General features: G+C 41.5%; 15 protein-coding genes and 1 tRNA gene. 9 read left to right on the forward strand and 7 right to left on the reverse strand.

What is annotated here, in order from left to right; all coding sequences use genetic code 11:
• The first annotated feature begins 20 nt into the window (after positions 1–20).
• Genes U5907_09175 through U5907_09185 form a run of 3 tightly spaced genes read left to right on the forward strand, consistent with a single transcriptional unit; the run spans position 21 to position 4337 of the window.
• Positions 21–869, forward strand: coding sequence for a hypothetical protein (locus U5907_09175; protein WRQ32747.1), 849 nt, complete (start codon positions 21–23; stop codon positions 867–869).
• A 5-nt stretch (positions 870–874) separates the two neighbouring features.
• Positions 875–1414, forward strand: coding sequence for a hypothetical protein (locus U5907_09180; protein WRQ32748.1), 540 nt, complete (start codon positions 875–877; stop codon positions 1412–1414).
• 13 nt (positions 1415–1427) lie between these two features.
• On the forward strand, positions 1428–4337 hold the full coding sequence (locus U5907_09185; protein WRQ32749.1) for an SPOR domain-containing protein: 2910 nt from the start codon (positions 1428–1430) through the stop codon (positions 4335–4337).
• On the opposite strand, the gene U5907_09190 is transcribed toward U5907_09185, so the two are convergent.
• The 3 genes from U5907_09190 to U5907_09200 form a co-directional block, all read right to left on the reverse strand.
• A complete protein-coding gene (locus tag U5907_09190; GenBank protein WRQ32750.1) occupies positions 4338–5699 on the reverse strand; it encodes a sigma-54 dependent transcriptional regulator in 1362 nt (453 codons plus the stop codon).
• 87 nt (positions 5700–5786) lie between these two features.
• The gene (gene scpA, locus U5907_09195) at positions 5787–7913 is read right to left on the reverse strand and encodes a methylmalonyl-CoA mutase (protein WRQ32751.1); all 2127 of its coding nucleotides are present in this window, start codon (positions 7911–7913) and stop codon (positions 5787–5789) included.
• 24 nt (positions 7914–7937) lie between these two features.
• Complete coding sequence (locus U5907_09200) at positions 7938–9797, reverse strand: methylmalonyl-CoA mutase family protein (protein WRQ32752.1); 1860 nt, start codon at positions 9795–9797, stop codon at positions 7938–7940.
• Positions 9798–9926: 129 nt separating this feature from the next.
• On the opposite strand from U5907_09200, the gene U5907_09205 reads away from it, so the two are divergent.
• Positions 9927–10379 carry a periplasmic heavy metal sensor gene (locus U5907_09205; protein ID WRQ32753.1) on the forward strand — a complete coding sequence of 151 codons (453 nt, stop codon included), beginning with the start codon at positions 9927–9929 and terminating at the stop codon, positions 10377–10379.
• Between the two features lie 39 nt (positions 10380–10418).
• On the opposite strand, the gene lptB is transcribed toward U5907_09205, so the two are convergent.
• Together lptB and dnaX are read right to left on the reverse strand one after the other, a co-directional pair.
• Positions 10419–11288, reverse strand: a complete 870-nt coding sequence (gene lptB, locus U5907_09210; GenBank protein WRQ32754.1) for an LPS export ABC transporter ATP-binding protein — start codon at positions 11286–11288, stop codon at positions 10419–10421.
• Between the two features lie 6 nt (positions 11289–11294).
• Positions 11295–13013, reverse strand: coding sequence for a DNA polymerase III subunit gamma/tau (dnaX, locus tag U5907_09215; GenBank protein ID WRQ32755.1), 1719 nt, complete (start codon positions 13011–13013; stop codon positions 11295–11297).
• 39 nt (positions 13014–13052) lie between these two features.
• Between dnaX and U5907_09220 the strand changes: the two genes are divergently transcribed.
• Genes U5907_09220 through U5907_09230 form a run of 3 tightly spaced genes read left to right on the forward strand, consistent with a single transcriptional unit; the run spans position 13053 to position 15792 of the window.
• Positions 13053–13925: a hypothetical protein gene (locus tag U5907_09220; protein ID WRQ32756.1), complete on the forward strand. Its 873-nt coding sequence runs from the start codon at positions 13053–13055 to the stop codon at positions 13923–13925.
• Complete coding sequence (locus tag U5907_09225; GenBank protein ID WRQ32757.1) at positions 13925–15160, forward strand: pitrilysin family protein; 1236 nt, start codon at positions 13925–13927, stop codon at positions 15158–15160. The genes U5907_09220 and U5907_09225 overlap by 1 nt, the downstream gene beginning before the upstream one ends.
• 2 nt (positions 15161–15162) lie before the next feature.
• On the forward strand, positions 15163–15792 hold the full coding sequence (locus tag U5907_09230) for a class I SAM-dependent methyltransferase (protein ID WRQ32758.1): 630 nt from the start codon (positions 15163–15165) through the stop codon (positions 15790–15792).
• Between the two features lie 13 nt (positions 15793–15805).
• On the opposite strand, the gene U5907_09235 is transcribed toward U5907_09230, so the two are convergent.
• The gene (locus tag U5907_09235) at positions 15806–17227 is read right to left on the reverse strand and encodes a transglutaminase-like domain-containing protein (GenBank protein ID WRQ32759.1); all 1422 of its coding nucleotides are present in this window, start codon (positions 17225–17227) and stop codon (positions 15806–15808) included.
• Positions 17228–17244: 17 nt separating this feature from the next.
• Complete coding sequence (efp, locus tag U5907_09240) at positions 17245–17811, reverse strand: elongation factor P (GenBank protein ID WRQ32760.1); 567 nt, start codon at positions 17809–17811, stop codon at positions 17245–17247.
• 96 nt (positions 17812–17907) lie between these two features.
• Here efp and U5907_09245 point away from each other — a divergent pair.
• Together U5907_09245 and U5907_09250 are read left to right on the forward strand one after the other, a co-directional pair.
• A tRNA-Phe gene (locus U5907_09245) sits at positions 17908–17980 on the forward strand.
• Positions 17981–18282: 302 nt separating this feature from the next.
• A complete protein-coding gene (locus tag U5907_09250; protein ID WRQ32761.1) occupies positions 18283–19602 on the forward strand; it encodes an ATP-binding protein in 1320 nt (439 codons plus the stop codon).
• The last annotated feature ends 26 nt before the right edge of the window (positions 19603–19628 follow it).

Raw genomic sequence — 19628 nt, forward strand, 5'->3', positions numbered from 1 at the left:
AATATTTAAAACTAAGCATTATGTACCCTAAAACGAAAAATGTTCCTTTTATAAATTTTATCTCTCTGCTAATTTTTATGGTTTTTACAGCATCTTTATTTGCTCAGGGAGATTTGCTGATTACACCCAGAAGGGTTGTCTTTGAGGGGAATAAAAGGGTTGAAGAGTTGAATCTTTCTAATACAGGCAGAGATACGGCTACCTATAATGTCTCTTTTGTACAGTACAGAATGACAGAGGATGGTTCATTTCAGGAGATCACAGAACCGGATCCGGGTCAGAATTTTGCAGATAAAAACCTGCGCTTCTTTCCAAGGAGTGTAACTTTGGCTCCGGGAGAAGCTCAGACAGTGAGAATGCAGGTAATAAACAGAGAGAGACTGGCACCGGGAGAATACAGATCACATGTATACTTCAGAGCTGTACCCAAAGAGGGGGCATTGGGTATGGAGGATGCAAATGCAGATACAGCGGCGCTTAGCATAAGGCTCATACCAATATTCGGTATCACAATTCCAATAATAATAAGAACAGGGGAGAATAGTACCAGGGTTACCCTTTCTGATCTGGCTCTTAGTCAGGTTAATGATACCACAAAGGTGCTCAGCATTACATTTAACAGAACAGGTAATATGTCTGCTTATGGTGATATTAGAGTTACACATATTGCACCTGATGGAACAAATACCCCAGTAGGGGCAGTAAATGGTATTGCAGTTTATACTCCAAATACAACAAGGAAATTTAATTACCTGCTAGATAAAAATATTCCGGTAAACTTAGGTTCCGGAACAATTAAAGTAGAATATTACTCACAGAGTGACAGAAATCCTGAAAAGCTATCAGAAGCTCTGCTTAATTTAAAATAATAAAAATGAGGAGAGGAGTAATTTTATCTTTTTTAATGCTTTTGATTTTCAACATTTCCTGGTCGCAACTAAGACTTGTGCCGGGAAGCATTGAGGAGATGAATTTTGGTGTATTCTATAAGACCGGCAGCGGGCAGGCTACAATAACTATAAATCCCGCTTCCCCTGCCAGTTCATCATACTCTGGAGTTGTATATGATGATATCTCCACAATTAAACCATTTACATTCAGAATTGAGAAAACTGCGCTTGAAAAATTAACAATAATAATCCAAAAAGGAAGAGGTGGTGGCGAACTTCAATCACAGGATATACAAAGATCTGGTAGATTATATGTAACTCCAAACAGCTATACGATTTATGCAGAGGGAGATGTTCTGGAGAGTTACACTCAGAATAAGATTAACTTCCGTGAGGGAAGAGGATTTGTAACAGTCAGAGTTGGGGCTAAACTCAGCATTCCAAATAATGCGATTGAAGCAGATTATATCTCGACTGGACAATATATTCTCAACTACTGGACAAACTGGCAGTATTTACCCTAATGGGCACATTTAAATGATTGTCTTCAGGAGATTTCTCAAAAATATTCTGCTCTTAATTCTTGTTTTAACACAGGCTTCTGTTCTATCCTATTCACAGGAGGAGTCCTATGAATTTGACGAATTATCGGTCTTCCTCTCAATCCCCAGAGTGGGCTCTGCCGAGGTTCCTGCGGCAATTAAAAACAGTGAGGCCTACCTCTCGGTAACGGACCTCTTCACATATCTCAAAATAAAAATTGATTACACACCGGGTTTTGATGAGGTGACAGGATTCATTGTCTCCCCGGATGCTCAGTACATAATATCAAGACCGGGGAATAAAATTATTTACCAAAAAAAGGAGTATCAGTTAACATCTGAGGACTTTATCCGGACAGAGAGCTCTCTCTATATAAGGGCAAAGGTCTTTGGGGATGTCTTTGGACTGGGAATGTCATTTAATTTTCGCTCCCTGTCGGTTACTCTTAATACTCAGGTTGAACTACCAATTATCAGGGAGATAAGGCTGGAGGAGATGCGGAAAAACATAAGCAAGATTCAGGATGATGTCACCCCTGATACCACTTACAGGATGAAGAGGTCGCTTATTCATGCCGGCAACTTCGACTGGAATGTGAACTCAAACCAGCAGATTGGGGGAAATGTGAGCACAAGGTTTAATGTAAGAGCGGGAACTCAGTTATTGGGAGGTGAAGCTAATTTCACACTGAATTTTGATACAGATAATCCATTTGACCTGAGACAGCAGGACTATTTATGGCGCTATGCCAACAATAACAATAAGGTTATAAGGCAGCTTACACTGGGAAGAGTCTCCTCATCCGGGAAGGTGAGCCTGGGTGCTCCGCTTGTTGGTGCCCATATAACAAATGCACCCACTACATACCGCCGCTCTTTCGGCACATATATACTAAGCGATATGACGGAGCCGGGGTGGATGGTGGAGCTGTATGTAAACAATATTCTTGTTAACTATATGCAGGCCGATGCCTCCGGCTTCTTTAGCTTTGAGGTTCCTCTGGTATATGGCGAGACCAATGTTAAATTGCAGTTTTACGGTCCTTACGGCGAAGAGAGGTCTGAGGACAGGATACTCTCAATACCATTTAATTTCCTTCCTAAAGGGACATTGGAATATAACCTTACTGCGGGTGTAACAGAGGACTCACTTATGGCTAAATATGCGAGGGCAGATATTAATTATGGTTTTGGAAGAAGCCTTTCAGGAGGGGCAGGGGTGGAATTTTATTCAGCCCTCTCTGAAAATAAATTTATGCCTTATGTAAGATCTTCGTTGAAGATTCTGCCGGAGATGCTTCTAAATGCAGAATATGTCTATAAGGTTAAGTTTGAGTCTGTTCTAAGTTACAGAATTGCCAAAAATCTTAACATTGAGTTAAATTATCTCAAATATAACAAAGACCAGAAGGCATTCCCAACGAGCACTCTGGAGGAGAGAAAAGTATCTCTGGCTCTTCCTATAAGAGGCAAAAGCTTCTCTATGTTTGCAAGAGTGGCTGCAATGCAGCTGATTCTGCCAAATGCAAATACCTTTGCAACTGAGATGGTTCTCTCCGCAGGATTCAGAAGTTTTTCGGCAAACCTCTCTACGCAAGCAAGATTTTTTACGGGCTCTTCTCCCTTTGTTTACAGCGCCCTCTCAATGGCTTTCAGACTACCCGCAGGGTTTATTGTAACTCCGCAAACGCAATTTAATTACACTTCAGGCTCTTTTGTCAATGCAAAGGTATCTGTTGACAAACAGTTCTCCAGAATAGGATATGCTAACCTTTCATATGAGCAGAACTTCTCATCAAAAACATCAAATATTGAACTTGGAATGAGATTTGAACTATCGTTCGCAAGATTCTCTGTAAATGCAAGGAAGAGCGGCAAAAACTACTCATTCTCAGAATCTGCCGGGGGTGGTGTTATTGTTGATGCAAAGAACAAATATGTAGCTTTCAGAAACAGAGGTTCGGTAGGAAGAGGCGGAGCAATAATTATTCCGTTCCTTGACATAAACTGCAATGGAGTAATGGATGAAGGGGAGAGTGCAATCAGCGGTATATCTGCCAGGGTTAGTGGCGGTATTTCACAGTTTGACGAGAAGAGTTCAACAATCAGAGTTACAGATCTGGAGCCATATACTATTTATAATATAGAGGTTAGTGCCAGCTCAACAGAAAATATTTCGTGGCAGATTCCATTTAAGGTAATAGGGGTTGAGGCCGAACCAAACAAAATGAAGAGGGTTGAGATTCCTGTATTCCCGCTGGGAGAGGCCTCCGGTATGGTTAATATAAAGAGAGGGAAGTCAACTGAGCAGGGTCTGGGCAGAATTATTGTTAAGTTCTTCACCAAGGATGGTAACATGATTAAGTCAGTTCTCTCAGAACCGGATGGCTACTACAGCTTCCTTGGTCTAAAACCGGGTGAGTACTACGCTTCTCTTGACTCTGTACAGATTGGCAAACTTGAGATGGATGTCTCAGAAATGACTATTCCATTTACAATACAACCTTCATACGACGGAGACCTTGTTGGGGGGCTTGACTTCACTCTTCTGAAGGAGGAGGTTGCAGTTCCGCAGCCTGCCACACAACCGGCTCCACAACCATCTCCTCAGACGGTTCAGCAACAGACAGTTCAGCAACAGGCTATTCCGCAGCTGGCACCAAAACCCGCTCAAATTGTAGGATTCAGAGTGCAGATCTATGCCTTTAATGTTCCTATGAGAGATAAAGAGGTACTGGCTAAAATTATGAGATTTGTGCCTGATTTAAAAATTGAGGAGATTAAGTACCCTGATGGGGTTTACAGATATGTTTCGCAATCTTTTGCTAATAGAGCAGAGGCTCAAAAGATAATCGGCTCCTTGAGGAGAATTGGTTATAAGGATACATTCATAAGGGAAGATTAACTACTCCTGTTCAAGTTTGTATTTCTCAATCTTGGCGTTAAGAGTAGGTCTCGTAATTTCAAGTATTCTTGAAGCCTCAATCTTGTTCCATCTTACCTCGTCAAGAACTCGTTTAATGTAATCCTTTTCAATATCGGCAAGACTTCTGAGTTCAAACTTCTGGTTGAACTCCTGAGATCCCTCAGTTGCCCTTTGATTAATCTTTATATTTTCAACCTCAAGTACATCATTCTTTGACATCACAATCGCCTGCATTATGGTGTTTTCAAGCTCTCTCACATTCCCCGGCCAAGTGTGCTGCTGAAGCATTTCTATTACGCCGTCCCCTATCTTAGTAACATTTTTATTGAATCTTTTGTTCAGTTTTGTAAGGAAGTGGATGGTGAGATCCTTTATATCCTCTCTGCGCTCTCTAAGAGGTGGTAGCTGTACAGTAAATACCTTTAACCTGTAATAGAGGTCCTCTCTGAATTTGCCCTCCTCAATCAGCTTTTCCAGTTTCTTGTTTGTTGCAGCAATAATCCTTGCCTGCATAGGGAGAGTTGTTTCGCCTCCAACTCTTTCAAATTCAAGTTCTTGAATAACGCGGAGAAGTTTTACCTGTGTGTTGGGGCTAATTTCAGAAATCTCATCTAGGAATATGGTTCCATCCTCTGCCAGTTCAAATTTTCCCTTTTTGGTCTTTAATGATCCCGTAAATGAACCCTTTTCGTGGCCAAAAAGTTCACTTTCCAGCAAAGTCTCAGTTAATGCACTACAGTTAACAACCACAAGCGGTTTGTCTCTTGTTATACCTGAGTAGTGAATTAGTCTTGCAATTAGCTCTTTACCTGTTCCGGACTCCCCCTCAATAAGTATATTAACTTTATTAAGAGAGACCCTTCCTATATTTTTGAATATATCCTTTATCTGCGGAGACCTCCCAATAAGGATGTTCTCCTGTATTTTTTTGTCAATAGATATACCCTCTGTTAATACCTGGTCGTGTTTCTTGCTGCTGATTACAGAATTAAGTGCGCTGGCAACAACCTCTTTTAACTGAGGAGTGTTGATTGGTTTCTCCAGAAAATCAAATGCACCCAGCTGGATGGATTTTATTATGAGAGCAATATCTCCAAATCCGGTAAGCATAATAACCGGAACTGCAGGCTGAAGGTTACGGATCTCTGAGAGAACTCTCAATCCATTCATAACAGGCATCTGATAATCAGTAAGAACAAGGTCCGGTTTGTTAGCTTTAAAGGACTCCAAACCTTGAGCACCATCTTCAGCTTCAAATACTTCGTATCCGCTTCTGCTGAGAATTTCCCTGATTATTCGTCTGCTTATCTTATCATCTTCTACAACAAGAATTTTTTCCATAAAATCAGCGCATTATATCGCATTCAAATATACGAAAAAAAGAGTCTGCAAATATGCAGACTCTCAAAAAGAATATTTATTTTTTTGTTATTCGAACTTCTGCAGAAGCAGTTCCATAAGTTTAACAGAGGCTGCGGAAACAGATGTTCCCGGGCCAAATATTGCAACTGCTCCGGCTTTATAGAGTGCATCATAGTCCTGTGCCGGGATTACACCACCCACAATAACCATAATATCCTCACGGCCAAGCTTTTTCAATTCGCTAACAATTTGCGGTACAAGAGTTTTATGACCGGCTGCAAGAGAGGATACCCCTACAACATGCACATCATTCTCAACAGCCTGTTTTGCTGCCTCTTCAGGAGTCTGGAACAGCGGACCCATGTCCACATCAAATCCACAATCGGCATAACCAGTTGCTACTACTTTTGCTCCGCGGTCGTGGCCGTCCTGGCCAAGTTTTGCAATCATAATACGAGGCTGGCGACCCTCTTTTTTAGCAAATTCAACAACAAGCGATTTTGCCTTTTCAAATTCGCTGTCGTTTTTAACTTCACTTGAGTAAACACCTGTATTCATACGAATTATTGCTTTGTACCTTCCGGCTACCTCTTCGCAGGCGTCAGAGATTTCGCCAAGTGTTGCGCGAACCTTTGCTGCCTCAATTGCAAGTTCCAGCAGGTTTCCTGTTTTATTGGCGGCTGCCTCTGTAATAGCTGCAAGAGCTGCCTTAACTTTAGACTCATCACGGTTTGCGCGAAGCTCTTTTAATCTTGCGATTTGAGATTCACGAACCTTTGTGTTGTCAACATCCAGAATCTCAAGAGGATCTTCCTTGTCAAGTCTGTATTTGTTAATACCAACAATTGTATCAAGTTTAGAGTCAATTCTTGCCTGTTTACGGGCAGCTGCCTCCTCAATTCTGAGTTTAGGGATACCGGTCTCAATAGCCTTTGACATTCCGCCAAGCTTCTCAACCTCTTCAATATGGCTCCATGCCCTTTCAGCAATCTCTGCAGTAAGTTTTTCTACATAATATGAGCCTGCCCAAGGATCAAGGGACTTGGTTATATTGGTCTCTTCCTGAATATAAATCTGGGTATTTCTTGCAATACGGGCAGAGAAATCTGTTGGAAGTGCAATAGCCTCGTCAAGTGCATTTGTATGGAGAGACTGAGTATGTCCCAGAGCTGCACCCATTGCTTCAATACAGGTTCTTGCAACATTGTTGAAAGGATCCTGCTCTGTAAGTGACCATCCTGAAGTTTGAGAGTGAGTTCTCAAAGAGAGGGACTTAGCATTCTTAGGATTGAACTGTTTTACAAGTTTTGCCCAGATCATCCTTGCTGCGCGCATCTTGGCAATCTCCATAAAGTGGTTCATGCCGATTGCCCAGAAGAAAGAGAGTCTTGGTGCAAACTGGTCTACATCCATTCCTGCTGCTATTCCGGTTCTGAGGTACTCTAGACCATCTGCAAGGGTGTATGCCATCTCAATATCGCAGGTTGCACCTGCCTCCTGCATATGGTAGCCGGAGATTGATATAGAGTTGAATTTAGGCATGTTCTTGGCTGTGAAAGAGAAGATGTCACCAATTATTCTCATTGAGAATTCAGGAGGATAGATATAGGTATTACGAACCATAAACTCCTTAAGAATGTCATTCTGAATTGTACCTGCCATCTCGTCAAGCTTTGCCCCCTGTTCCATCCCGGCTACAATGTAGAAGGCAAGAATAGGAAGAACAGCTCCGTTCATTGTCATTGAAACTGACATTTTATTTAGAGGAATCTGGTCAAAGAGAACCTTCATATCTTCAACGCTGCAGATACTCACACCGGCCTTTCCGACATCTCCGACAACCCTTGGGTGGTCTGCGTCGTATCCACGGTGTGTGGCAAGGTCAAAAGCAACTGAGAGCCCTTTTTGACCTGATGCAAGGTTTCTGCGATAGAATGCATTTGACTCCTCAGCAGTTGAGAAGCCGGCATACTGGCGGATAGTCCACGGATTCATAACATACATTGTGCTGTATGGTCCGCGTAGGTAAGGAGGAATACCTGCAGCATAATTTAAATGCTCCAGCCCTTCAAGGTCTGCAGCAGAGTAAACATTTTTTACCCCTATCTGCTCCGGAGTCATCCACACGCTCTGCTCTCCCTTAGTCTGAGCAGTGCCTCCGGTATATTTTATATCTGAAAAATTTGGACGCATAATCAATTTTTTAAATCATTACTACTAAATACCCAGCTTTGCCTGATACTGTCTCAGGGTTTCAAGCACATTGCTCTTTACGCTTATGAAGTTTTCCACCCCTTTAGAGACTAGTTCATCTTTGCAAGATGGCTCACCTGCTACAACCAGGATAGCTCTCTCTCCAAGGAGGTTCATAATTTGAGGTACTGCCTCAGCATACTCCTCGTCAGAAGAGCAAGCAACAACTATATCGGCATTTGCATCCATAGCAGCTTTTACTCCCTCTTCAACCGATGAGAATCTGGTATTGTCAACAACTTCAAATCCTGCGACAGCAAAGAAATTGCTTGAGAATTGAGCTCTTGCCCTGCAGAATGCGAGGTTGCCAAATGTAAGCATAAAGGCCTTTGGAGTTTTTCCGCTGGTCTCTGTAGCAAATCTGAGGGCTTCAAAAGCCTGTGCACCACGGTATTTTTCAAGTGGCTCGGCAATAGGATTCTGACTTACGCACTTATTTGCACCGCGGGTTACAACATCGTGGGTAATATCTTTATCGGCTCTCTCTGTGAAGTTTGGATATTGATTAGTTCCAACAAAAATCTCTCTTCTTGTGGCAATATTAAGATCCCTTTTGGCTGTAGTAGCTTTAATCTCGGACTGGATATAACCTGCCTTAAATGCCTCGGTGTATCCGCCCCTCTCCTCAACTGAACGGAAAAGCTTCCAGCTCTGCTCAGCAATAGAGTCTGTAAGACTCTCAATATAGTATGATCCTGCAGCAGGGTCAGCGATTTTATCAAAGTGAGACTCCTCTTTAAGGATAATCTGAAGGTTTCTGGCAATTCTGTTGCTGAACTCAGACGGCTCACGGTACTGATAGTCAAAAGGAAGAACTTCAAGTGAATCAACTCCTGCAAGTGATGCACTCATAGCCTCTGTGGTTGCCCTTAACATATTTACATATGAATCGTAAACTGTCTGGTTCCACTGACTGGTTACTGCATGAACGCTAATCTTCTTGTTCTCGTCATTTTTAACTCCGTAAGAGTCAGTGATGGTTGCCCAAAGAAGTCTGGCTGCACGGAATTTTGCAATCTCCATAAAGTAGTTTGCCCCTACAGAGAGGGTGAACTTAATTTTTGAAGCTGCCTCGTCTGCGCTGAATCCAAGTTGAATAAGAGTATTCATATACTCACTACCCATTGCAAGGGCAAAGCCAAGTTCCTGAACAATTGTTGAACCTGCGTCGTTAAATGCGTAGCCCTCAACACCAATAACTCTGATTCCGGGGAATTCTGAGGTAAGCTCCATGCTTTTGCGGTAGTTGTTCATATAGTTTGAACAGCAGAAGTTACCTGTGGTTGTAAGACTTCTAAGTGGGTCAAAGTCAAAAGATGCTTTGATTTCGTTTGCTTTTACGCCTCTGCCAAGAGCAACAGCTATAAATGCTTCAATAACAGAAGGAGTTTCGCATGAGCATCCCTCAAAGTTAACTTCTGTCTTTGCGAGGTCAATCCCTTTTAGAAGTACCTCCATTTTATCTTTAGAAACAGATTTTGCACCATCTATGCAAAACCCTACTGACTCAACACCCTTTGCCAGACCATCAACAGCCTGTGCATTTGCTTTTTGAAAGCTTTCATGAGCACAGTAACCCTGACGAATCTTCCACTTGTTCTCGCTTACTGTTCCCCTTACAAAAGGAAACTCTCCGGGTGCTGACTCGAGATGTCTAAGCTTTTCAAGATCTTCTGCCCTGTAATAAGGACGGACAGAGAACCCCTCCATGGTCTTCCATACAAGCTTTTTCTCGTAGTCGGCTCCTTTTAGATCCTTGGTAATCACCTCTTCCCACTTTTCTGTGGAAACTGGTGAAAACTCATCAAATAATTTTTCTGCCATATCTATTTATTTAATTATTGAAAGTTGCCAAAAATAATTCCGCAAAGGTATAAATTCTTTTACTTCCTTTAAACCTTTTTCTTCCATATTAGTCCTAATAACAGAGAAACATTTAAAAACACAAGAAAGATGAAAAAAATTGCTACAGTATTGGTAATGACGGCTATAGCCCTTACCTTAAGCGCGCAAGGGCAAAATATGGCAGTCAAAAGACAGGCAGAGGGATATATGAGAGCTAATCCAAGGGCCCTTAACACCCAGATGCTTTCAAACCTTACCACAGAACAACAGCAGAAGATTGAGAGCCTCAGATTGAAGCACCAGAAGGAGTCATTGCTGCTTGCAAATGAAATAAGGGAGAAGAGAGCTCAGCTTAGAACTCTTGAGCAGGTTGATAAACCAAACATGAAGGCCATTAATTCCAAAATTGATGAGATTTCTGATTTGCAAAACAAAAAGATGAAGTTAAATGCTGAGCACAAAAGCAAAGTAAGAGAGCAGCTTACAGATGAGCAGAGAGTTCAGTTTGATATGCGAAGCGGTAGAACAATTGAAATTCATCGTCAGTTCCGTAATCAGTAAAAAAAAGTTTTAGTTTGTTTGAAAAGAGATGGAGAGTGGCTATTTGCCTCTCTCCATTTTGTTTGCCCTCTCGCTGTAATCATTAATCTCTGCAGGCTCTGTTTCAGGTGCATCAATTTTTATGGCTTTTGGAGCGTTTTCAGCTGAGATGTTTTTGGATTTCCCTCCTCTTGACTTCAGAACAGCCTTTCTAAGCTCAAAGTTTTCACCCAGATATTTCTTCCTAACCTCAGGATTATTAGCAAGTACCTCAGCAGTACCGCTTTCAAGGATGTTCCCCTCGTAAAGAAGATATGCTCTGTCTGTAATTGCAAGGGTTTCATGAACATTATGGTCTGTTATGATTATCCCTATATTTTTTGTTTTGAGATTTGCAATGATATGCTGGATATCCTCAACTGCTATAGGGTCAACTCCTGCAAAAGGCTCGTCAAGAAGAATGAATTTAGGATCAATTGCAAGTGCTCTCGCAATTTCACAACGCCTTCGCTCTCCGCCGGAGAGTTGTATCCCGTAGCTTTTTCTAACCTGATGAAGGCTGAACTCATCCAGCAGAACCTCCAGTCTCTCCATCCTCTCCTTTTTTGGGATATCGTGAAGCTCCATAACCGACAGTATATTATCCTCCACGCTTAGTTTTCTGAATACCGATGCCTCCTGGGCCAGGTAGCCGAGCCCCTTCTGAGCCCTCTTAAACATAGGCAGTCCGGTAATCTCCTCGTTGTCCAGGTATATTCGGCCCTCATTAGGTTTAATCAGGCCTGTTATCATATAGAATGTGGTTGTTTTTCCGGCACCATTTGGTCCCAAAAGCCCCACAATCTCACCTTGCTCTACCTCTATTGAAACCCCTTTAACAACAGTCCGGGCTCCATATTTTTTGACCAGTTGGGTGCAATGCAGTCTCATATATCTCTACTTAATCTCAAGTTTAAGATCCTTTTGAAGTTCTTTAAGTTCCGGATGTCTCTCAATCAGGAATTTTGCCTTCTCCTCAGGCATATATAATTTATTCTCTGTACTTGATTCCTGAGGGGTAACCTCTATGGCAAGACCCACATTTTTATTGTTCAGATTCTCTTTAAGAAACGCCTCAAGCCTCAGTTTGCAATTCTTTTCAATCCATTCTCGCTGGAGATCATTGCTCACATTGAAAATAATTGTGTTTGGGTTGTCAGATATTATAGGTTTTGTATCCGATATTGCGTTAGCCAGTCTCTGCAAACTTTTTTCAGATTCAGCCATTGCAAGCCAGGCCGACTCAAGTTTCACCTGATCAAATTCGTCTTCACCAATCTCTTTTGGTTTTGCTCTCTCCGTCTTTGCCGACTCTTCACCCACCTTTCTGATTAGCCCTTTAAGTGACCGGGTTGTCGGGTAATCTGGTTCCTTCTTGACCTCTGTTTTTACCGGTGCCGGTTCAGCTATCTGTGGTTTTTCAGCTATCTGTGGTTTTTCATCCGATGCAGATATTACCGTAGCTGTTACAGCTGGTGCTGTTACAGCTGATATTGGTATAGCCGCTGCCGGCTGGGGTGCAGGCGCATTTATGCGAGCAAGCTTAACTAGTGCAAATTCAATGTGAAGGCGCTGATTACCGCTGGCCTTATAAGATGATTCGCACTGTGTAGTGATATTTAGTGCATTGAAAAGAAACTCTACAGAGCATCCGGTGGCCTGTTTCCTGTATTTTTCAGCAACAGACGGGGCCAGCTCCAGTAATTTTGCACTTGCAGGATCTTTGCATATTAGCAGATCTCTGAAGTGAGTACTCAGTCCGCCAATAAAATGGAGGGCATTAAATCCTTTAGACAAGATCTCATCAAATATCATTAGCGTAGTGGCATGCTCTCCCTTAATGAAGAGATCTGTAAGTCTTAAATAGTATTCGTAATCCAGAATGTTAAGATTGGCAATAACCTGATCATATGTGACCCTCTCTCCGCAAAAAGCGACAGACTGATCAAAGAGAGTAAGTGCATCTCTCATTGCCCCGTCAGCTTTCTTTGCTATAACATGCATAGCCTCCTCTTCAATCTCTACTTCCTCTTTTGTCGCAATCCCTCTGATATTCCTGACAATATCCTCAACGGAAATTCTGTTAAAATCGTATGTCTGGCATCTTGAAAGAATTGTTGGTATGATTTTATGCTTCTCTGTTGTGGCCAGAATAAAAATTGCGTGAGCAGGAGGTTCTTCCAGAGTCTTCAAAAAGGCATTGAAAGCTTGCTGGGAAAGCATATGAACCTCATCAATAATATATACGCTATATTTCCCAATCTGAGGGGGAATCCTTACCTTTTCATTCAGAGCACGGATGTCATCCACAGAGTTGTTTGAAGCGGCATCCAGCTCGTGTATGGAGAAAGATCTGTTTTCGTCAAAAGCTTTGCACGATTCACACTCTCCGCAAGGATCCATTTCCTGAGAGGGAGAGAGGCAGTTAATTGTCTTTGCGAATATTCTGGCACTGGTAGTCTTACCAACCCCTCGCGGTCCGCAGAATAGATATGCGTGAGCCAGCTGGTTTCTGAGAATAGAATTCTTGAGTGTCTTTGCAATATTCTCCTGTCCTATAAGCGTCTCAAAGCTTCCCGGTCTGTACTTTCTTGCCGATACTATAAATCTTTCCATACTCCACAAAAGTAAGAATTTTTATCTAATTTTGCATTTATGAGAATAATACGAATATTACAATTGACGCTGATTTTACCTATTCTCTTTTCATTCGCTTCCAGAGCAAATGGTCAGGAGATTTTCGGGAAGGCAAAATATAACTACAGGAGCTTTGCTGACAAGAAGACTTTGGTTGTAGTCAATCAACAAGACTTTACAGACCTCTCTCTGGCTGATGCAGTGAAGAGCGGATGGAAGTTGTCTCTTTATGAACTCTGCAATCAGGAGAGATTCTCTAAACTGATGACAGACACAAATTACTTTTTTCTTCTCAGGGTTGAGGGAAAAATGAAACGAGAGGGAGAGGCCTCTCTGGAGTATCTGACTCTTGTTAAGGGTGGTCCATCTGCAAAAAAAGGGATAGACAAAATGTATGAGATAGTCTCAATGCCTCTTCAGCCTATTAATGATGAGTCAGGAAAAGCATTTGTATTTATGCCTGTTCTGATAAATATAATGCAGGATCATATAATAAATGTGAGAGAGAGTATTTTGAGGGCTTATGTTGGAAACTCATTTTACAGTAACAGAATAGACAATATTGGAGATAGAGTCCTGCTAATTGACAAGGGAGATATTGGATGGAATTATTCTGACCAGGAGATGAAAGATCTTTTTGGGGATAACATTGTTATTGGAGATGCATCACAAATTGCCCGGGCAGTAAAAGATGCAGAAGAGAAGAGAGTTGTGAGTTATACCGTATCACCCGCTGGAGCCAAGAGCAGAGGATTTTCTTATAAAATGCTTATAGATGCTGAAACACACGAGCTTCTATTCTTCAGAAGACACAGAATTTCTCAGAAATCACCGGCCGGTTTTACAGAGGAGGATCTGAAAAGAATCTCCATTCCTTACAGAACAAAATAATGATTACATATACAACTCAGTTTCCAAATGGTCTTAGGTTCGGTTTTAAAAAGGCTGTCTCTCCTGTTGCATATTGTGCTCTGACAATTAATGCCGGAACAAGAGATGAGAATACCTCCCAGGGAGGTATAGCCCATCTCATAGAGCATATGCTATTTAAAGGAACCTCAAAAAGGAGCGCCAGAAGTATAAATAATTTTCTGGAAAAGCTGGGTGGCGAGTTAAATGCTTATACCACCAAGGAGGAGACAGTAATTCATGCAACTGTTTTAAAAGAGGACCTTCCCAAGGCGATAGAGCTTCTTCACGATCTGGTATTTCACTCAATATTTCCAGAAGCTGAGCTTGCAAAGGAGAAAGAGGTGGTGCTTGAAGAGATTAAATCATATAAAGACACCCCTTCTGAGCAGATTTTTGATGACTTTGAAGAGCTCCTTTTCGGCTCTCATCCACTCTCCGGTAACATATTAGGGACACCCAAGACAGTTAGAAAAATCTCCCGGGATGACCTGATAAACTTTATAAAGCTGCATTACCGGTGCGAAAACATGTCCCTTTCAATTGTAGCTGACTCAAAGGCTGAGAGATGCGAAGCTCTTGCAAAAAAATATTTTGGAAATACTGAATCTAATGATCCCCCGGGGCTTGTACCTTTGAGAACTCAGCAGATTCCCCCGGGTAATTCCGGCGGGATTCATATTGTATCAAAGAAAAGTTATCAGGCACATTGTGTACTGGGAGGGAAGGCTTACTCTCTCTATCACAAAAACAGACTTCCTCTTGCACTTCTGGTTAATGTACTGGGAGGTCCCGCACTAAACTCCAGACTTAATCTGATATTAAGGGAGAAACACGCTTTGGTTTATACTGTTGATGCATCTTATACCCCTTTTTCCGATACAGGATTATTTACAGTCTATTTTGGGACAGATAAGGCAAATCTTGAGAAGTCTCTGGCTCTGATAACAAAAGAGTTAAATACTATTAAAGAGCGTGGCCTTAGTCAGTTACAACTGAAGGCTGCAAAAAAACAGCTTGCCGGTCAGCTCGCCATCTCTACAGATAATGCCGAGTCTCAATGTCTGAATACTGGCAAGTCTCTGCTTGTATTCAAAAAAGTTGAGCCAATGGAGGAGGTTATGAAAAAGATTAATGCAATTACCTCAGATCAGATAAAGGAGGTAGCTGGTGAGATATTCACAGATGACAATCTCATAACATTAATATATAAATAGTTATGGCAGCCTTGGAGAGATATCTTGAGACAAATGAGTCTGGCCTTCATCCGGCACTTGCATGGCTTGACAGAGAGACTCATCTGAGGACAACTCACTCAAGAATGATGTGTGGCCCTCAGATTGGTCGCTTTCTTACAACTTTCTGTGAGCTTCATAAACCTAAAAATGTACTGGAGCTAGGTACATTTACCGGATACTCTGCAATTTGCCTGGCTTTAGGCCTCCCTAAAGGAGGACATTTGGATGCCGTTGAGATTAATGATGAACTGGAAGGTTTGATTAGGGATGGCTTTAAAAGGGCAGGGGTTGAGGAGAAAATTTCTCTTATTATTGGAGATGCTAAGAGTATCATTCCAACGCTGAGCAAGGTTTACGATCTGGTTTACATTGATGCCAATAAAAGAGAATATCCGGATTATTATGCAATGGTTATGGAGGTTCTTCGCCCGGGTGGATATATAATTGCAGATAATGTGTTGTGGGATGGGAAGGTTTATATGGATAATCCTCCTGCAGACAAACAGACCCGCGGGATTATGGAGTTCAACAGAATTGTAAAAGAAGACCCCCGGGTGGAGAACTATATTCTTCCACTCAGGGATGGTCTTAATATCATTAAAAAAATATGATTACAGGGAGTATCTATTGATACTCAATCTCCATTTTATATCTCCACCTTCCAAAGTAAAGATTCTCTCCTCTCCACTCAACCTCTCCCCGCTGAAAATCTACTGTTTCGCTTCTTGGGTGAATCTTTGCGGGAAAAAATGGAGCGGAGATTCCCTCATTTACTATCATTCTGTACGCATCCAGACCTCTGGTGAAGAACCAGTGAGAGTCATCGTCAGGAGCTCCAAAAACTCTTCCAAATGATTGATCAACCGGTACCCAGCCTATCCCTTCATAGTATACCTCTGCCCAGTCATGAAGGTTTTTGTTGCCGGGGTGCATCATCCATCCGCTCTCCCATTTTGCCGGTACTCCCGCGCACCTTGCCATTGTAATAAACAACAGGGATACCTGGCCGCAGTCTCCATGTCTGTTTGCCAGTACATATTCGGGGATATTTTCAATTGTTGAGTACTCCCTTGCACTCGCCCACGGGAAGTTTTTGTTTATCCATGTAAAGATTGCTCTAACCTTTTTGTAAGGATTAGCTTCGTCTCCCACTGCCTCTTTAACGGCCGCCCTTATGTTTTCACTGAATTTTATATGATCTCCGCTCTCTGATGTATACTCTTTATAAATTGAAGACTCCTTATCGTAATCTTTAAGAAGGTCTGGGTTAAAAGGGAAGTGTTGATTGTAAGAGGAGTAGGAGAGTTCGTATCCAAAAACAGCTGCCTCTCCTGCTTTTGCAACACCCTCCATGTATATGCTTTTGTGAATATTGCTGTCAGAGGCAATTATATAATCAGGCTGAGTGGTTGAGATTAGTTTTATCTCTTTGTGCGCAGGTACATCTGTTCTTGGATATGGCATCCATACTCTTATGGTCTCGCCAGCAGGCACCTCATCTGCTTTAACGGTAAGCGTGTAGCGAATCTTCATCTTTACCGGAGTGGACAGAGTAGTAATGGCTTTAGGGATGTACCAGGCGAGCAGGCGGTCCAGAGAGTCACTTTGCCTGCCGTTTGCCCCTTCATAGTACTTAGCAGCAATGGAGTCAATTCTGAAAAGATTCCGGCCTGCCGAGTGGAAATATCTCTTCTCTCCGTTGATTACCATATTCTCAATAGCATTGCTCTTCTCCCACTTTTCAATCTCTTCTGCGCTAAGGCTGGGATGGTACTTTTTGATATAGTTAAATACGGCGGTATCTTTTTGTGAAAAATCTCTCTCAATCCTCTCCATCCGCTCTATTTTAAAATTCATCTCCCAGCGATCTGCCGGGGTGAGGGAGTCGTTTGTCAGGGCTAATCTGATCATTTTTTTTGCTTCAGAAAAATTACCCTTTTCAATTGTCTGCTCAATTTGCTCGACAGTTGGGAGCATATCAGAAACAGAATCTCCGCAAGCATTAAGCAGTGCGGAGATTATGAGTATGGAGAGAAATCTCTTCATTATGTATTAATTAATTGTTATTTACATCTTTCATGATAAGAGCGGTCTCTTGTGTCTACCCTTATTCTCTCTCCCTGATTTATAAATAGTGGAACCATAATCTCTGCTCCTGTCTCAAGTGTAGCCGCCTTCATTGCATTTGTTGAAGCGGTATCACCCTTAACTGCCGGCTCTGTATAGGTAACCTCCATTTCAACAAATTGAGGAAGTTCGCAGGTAAGCGCTCTCTCCTCGTCAGCGTGGAACATCATCTCAACATTTTGGCCCTCCTTCATAAGGTCAGCATTTTCTATCATCTCTTCGCCCAGGGATATCTGCTCAAATGTTTCATTATGCATAAAGTTGTAACCCATATCATCCTTGTAGAGAAATTGATAAGGTCTTCTTTCAATACTTATGATATCAATTTTTTCACCTGCGTTATATGTATTTTCCAGAATTCTCCCACTCTCCAAATTTCTTACTTTTACCTTTACAAATGCTCCCCCCTTCCCTGGTTTAACATGCTGAAACCACACTATTGTGCAAGGCTTGCCGTTGAAGTCAATACATAGTCCGTTCTTAAAATCTGCTGTTGTTGCCATATATTAATTTTGAAATTTGATGCAAAGATAAAATAAATGGAGAATTATTTTTGCAAAAATGAAAATAAGCATTACTTTTGCACTCCCAAACCCAATGGTGCCATAGCTCAGTTGGTAGAGCAAAGGACTGAAAATCCTTGTGTCCCCGGTTCGATTCCTGGTGGCACCACTTTTAAAAGACTTAAAGTCGGAAAATCCCTGAAATTAAACCTTTCAGGGATTTTCTTTTTCTAAAAAATCCTCCATGTGAGAAGAACAAAGTTGAAAAAGATAGGTGACACGCCAATCATGCTTGTTTTGTTTTTCAAATACACCGTATTTACAGCATAATTAGGAGTGGATGTGGAGGTTGAAATTAAACAGCCGTAAATTTTACCGCCATAAAAATTTCCGCTAATTTATTATGTAAAATTTTAAATTTCATTTAACTTTGCAACGGTGGTAAAATTTACCGTCGTAAAAATACGAGTTATGAAATTCTATAATCGGATAGACGAAATTACCCTGTTGCAGCGCACAAAAGAGCAGGCATACAATGAGCACTCTAAGTTTACGGTACTTACCGGGCGTAGACGTGTCGGTAAGACTTCTCTTATTCTGAGAGCTCTTGAAAACGAGACTGTAATCTATTTGTTTGTTAGCCGGAAGAATGAGGCTGACTTATGTAGTGGATACACAAAAGAAATTGAGAAGCAGTTGGGGATATTTGTTCCTGCAATGGACAAATTTTCTGATATATTTCGCTTTCTGCTTGAGCAGGGGACTAAAACTAAGTTTTCCCTTGTGATTGATGAGTTTCAGGAGTTTATCAATATCAACGAATCGATATACAGTGATATTCAGAACTATTGGGACCGTTACAGGACTAAAACATACATAAATTTTGTTGTAAGCGGCTCCATCTATTCGTTGATGACAAAAATATTTCAGGATAAGCGCGAACCGTTGTTTGGTCGAGCCGATGCTATGCTGAAAATAACACCTTTCACAACCACTGTACTCAAAGAAATCCTACAGGACTACCATCCGGGTTACACGAATGACGAGTTACTGGCTCTCTACACCTTTACTGGTGGTATACCTAAATATATCGAACTGTTGGTAGATAACAAAGTGTTGACCATCCCTAAAATGATTAGATACATCTGCCAACGCGAATCCCCATTTATAGATGAAGGGCGTAATTTGTTGATTCAAGAGTTTGGCAAAAAATATGGAAGCTATTTCTCTATTCTTGACGCTATCTCATCGGGAAAAAATACTCAAGCAGAGATTGAAGCATTTATGGGTGAAAAAAGTATCGGCGGGCAGTTACATAAATTGGAAACAGTTTACGAAGTAATTAAAAAGCAACGTCCCATTTTTGCGAAGGAAGGAACACAAACTGTAAGGTACGAAGTAACCGATAATTTCCTGCGCTTTTGGTTCAGATATATTGAGCGGAACAGGTCGCTGATTGAGATTGGGAACTTTGAAGAACTGTCTAAAATCATGCTTGATGATTATCCCACTTATTCGGGAAAGACCTTGGAACTGTACTTTAAACAAAAGATGCAGGAGAGTTTTGCCTATCGGGCAATTGGCTCATGGTGGGAACCAAAAGGGAATCAGAATGAGATTGATATTGTGGGAGTATATTTGGATGATAAGAATGCTGTTGCTGTTGAAGTAAAACGGCAGAAAAAGAACTTCAAACCTCAATTGTTTGAAGAGAAAGTCAAAATCCTAAAAACAAAGGAACTGAATAAACATACAGTAAAAAGTTTTTGCTGGGATTTGGCAGATATGTAATAGAAGTAATGATAATTGAGATATGG

It is taken from the genome of Bacteroidales bacterium MB20-C3-3 (assembly GCA_035609245.1).
Lineage (GTDB): Bacteria > Bacteroidota > Bacteroidia > Bacteroidales > UBA932 > Bact-08.

What these genes read in the sequence shown, in the direction of transcription:
- U5907_09200 (WRQ32752.1), bottom strand. Translation starts at nt 9,797, where the DNA reads ATGGCAGAAAAATTATTTGATGAGTTTTCACCAGTTTCCACAGAAAAG.
- dnaX (WRQ32755.1), bottom strand. Translation starts at nt 13,013, where the DNA reads ATGGAAAGATTTATAGTATCGGCAAGAAAGTACAGACCGGGAAGCTTT.
- U5907_09230 (WRQ32758.1), top strand. Translation starts at nt 15,163, where the DNA reads ATGGCAGCCTTGGAGAGATATCTTGAGACAAATGAGTCTGGCCTTCAT.
- U5907_09250 (WRQ32761.1), top strand. Translation starts at nt 18,283, where the DNA reads ATGAAATTCTATAATCGGATAGACGAAATTACCCTGTTGCAGCGCACA.
- U5907_09175 (WRQ32747.1), top strand. Translation starts at nt 21, where the DNA reads ATGTACCCTAAAACGAAAAATGTTCCTTTTATAAATTTTATCTCTCTG.
- U5907_09180 (WRQ32748.1), top strand. Translation starts at nt 875, where the DNA reads ATGAGGAGAGGAGTAATTTTATCTTTTTTAATGCTTTTGATTTTCAAC.
- U5907_09185 (WRQ32749.1), top strand. Translation starts at nt 1,428, where the DNA reads ATGATTGTCTTCAGGAGATTTCTCAAAAATATTCTGCTCTTAATTCTT.
- lptB (WRQ32754.1), bottom strand. Translation starts at nt 11,288, where the DNA reads ATGAGACTGCATTGCACCCAACTGGTCAAAAAATATGGAGCCCGGACT.
- U5907_09190 (WRQ32750.1), bottom strand. Translation starts at nt 5,699, where the DNA reads ATGGAAAAAATTCTTGTTGTAGAAGATGATAAGATAAGCAGACGAATA.
- U5907_09235 (WRQ32759.1), bottom strand. Translation starts at nt 17,227, where the DNA reads ATGAAGAGATTTCTCTCCATACTCATAATCTCCGCACTGCTTAATGCT.
- U5907_09225 (WRQ32757.1), top strand. Translation starts at nt 13,925, where the DNA reads ATGATTACATATACAACTCAGTTTCCAAATGGTCTTAGGTTCGGTTTT.
- scpA (WRQ32751.1), bottom strand. Translation starts at nt 7,913, where the DNA reads ATGCGTCCAAATTTTTCAGATATAAAATATACCGGAGGCACTGCTCAG.
- U5907_09205 (WRQ32753.1), top strand. Translation starts at nt 9,927, where the DNA reads ATGAAAAAAATTGCTACAGTATTGGTAATGACGGCTATAGCCCTTACC.
- efp (WRQ32760.1), bottom strand. Translation starts at nt 17,811, where the DNA reads ATGGCAACAACAGCAGATTTTAAGAACGGACTATGTATTGACTTCAAC.
- U5907_09220 (WRQ32756.1), top strand. Translation starts at nt 13,053, where the DNA reads ATGAGAATAATACGAATATTACAATTGACGCTGATTTTACCTATTCTC.